At 74.9% G+C, this 681-nt stretch carries 1 protein-coding gene; it reads right to left on the bottom strand.

Annotated features, from left to right (window positions below; translation table 11 throughout):
• Positions 1-681 (bottom strand): aminotransferase class I/II-fold pyridoxal phosphate-dependent enzyme (locus FV228_RS31760; RefSeq protein WP_147857975.1); only part of this gene is annotated, 681 nt, incomplete at both ends.

The following is a 681-nucleotide window of genomic DNA, read 5'->3' as shown; positions in this document are numbered from 1 at the left end:
CCCCGGCGCAACGCGGCGGCCGCGAAGGCTTCGGCCCGCCAGGTTTCGGGCAATGCGAGCCAGAGGTGATAGGCGCGGGGGTCGCCGACCACCGTGAGTCCTCCTAGTATCTCCCGGGCGAGGGTCTGGCGCGACGCCGCGTCCCGGCGCTTGGCCTCCGCGAGCGTCGCCGCCGAGCCGCCGGACATCCAGTGCATGCCGGCCGCGAGCGACAGCCCGAGCGCGGTCCAGGCGCCCTGTCGCACCGAGGCCGCGAGCCGGTCGGTCAGGTGCGGGGGCCCGGCGATCAGCCCGACGGTGAGGGCCGGCATCACCCGCTTCGACAGGCTGTCCACTAGGATCGTCCGGTCCGGCGCCAGGCTGGCGAGCGGCTGCGCGTCGGCGAGGAAGCCGTAGACTGCATCCTCGATGGCGGTGAGGCCGACCGTGTCGAGGATCCCGGCGAGGTCGGCCCGCCGCGCGGTGCCCATGGTCGCGCCGAGCGGGTTCTGCAGGGTCGGCTGGAGATAGACACCGCTCAACGGGGTCGCCCGATGGGCCTGGAGGAGCGCGTCGGGGCATACGCCCTCCGCATCCATGGCCAGCGGCACCAGGGTGATCCCGAGCCGGGCCGCGATGCCCCGCACCGCCGGATAGGTCAGCGGCTCGCAGCCGATCCGCTCCCCCGGCGCCGCCAGGGCC

This window comes from Methylobacterium sp. WL18 (assembly GCF_008040015.1).
In the GTDB taxonomy this organism is placed as follows: Bacteria; Pseudomonadota; Alphaproteobacteria; order Rhizobiales; family Beijerinckiaceae; genus Methylobacterium; species Methylobacterium mesophilicum.
The sequence above is the reverse complement of the archived record's forward strand: the minus strand, read 5'-3'. Positions and strand labels throughout refer to the sequence as shown.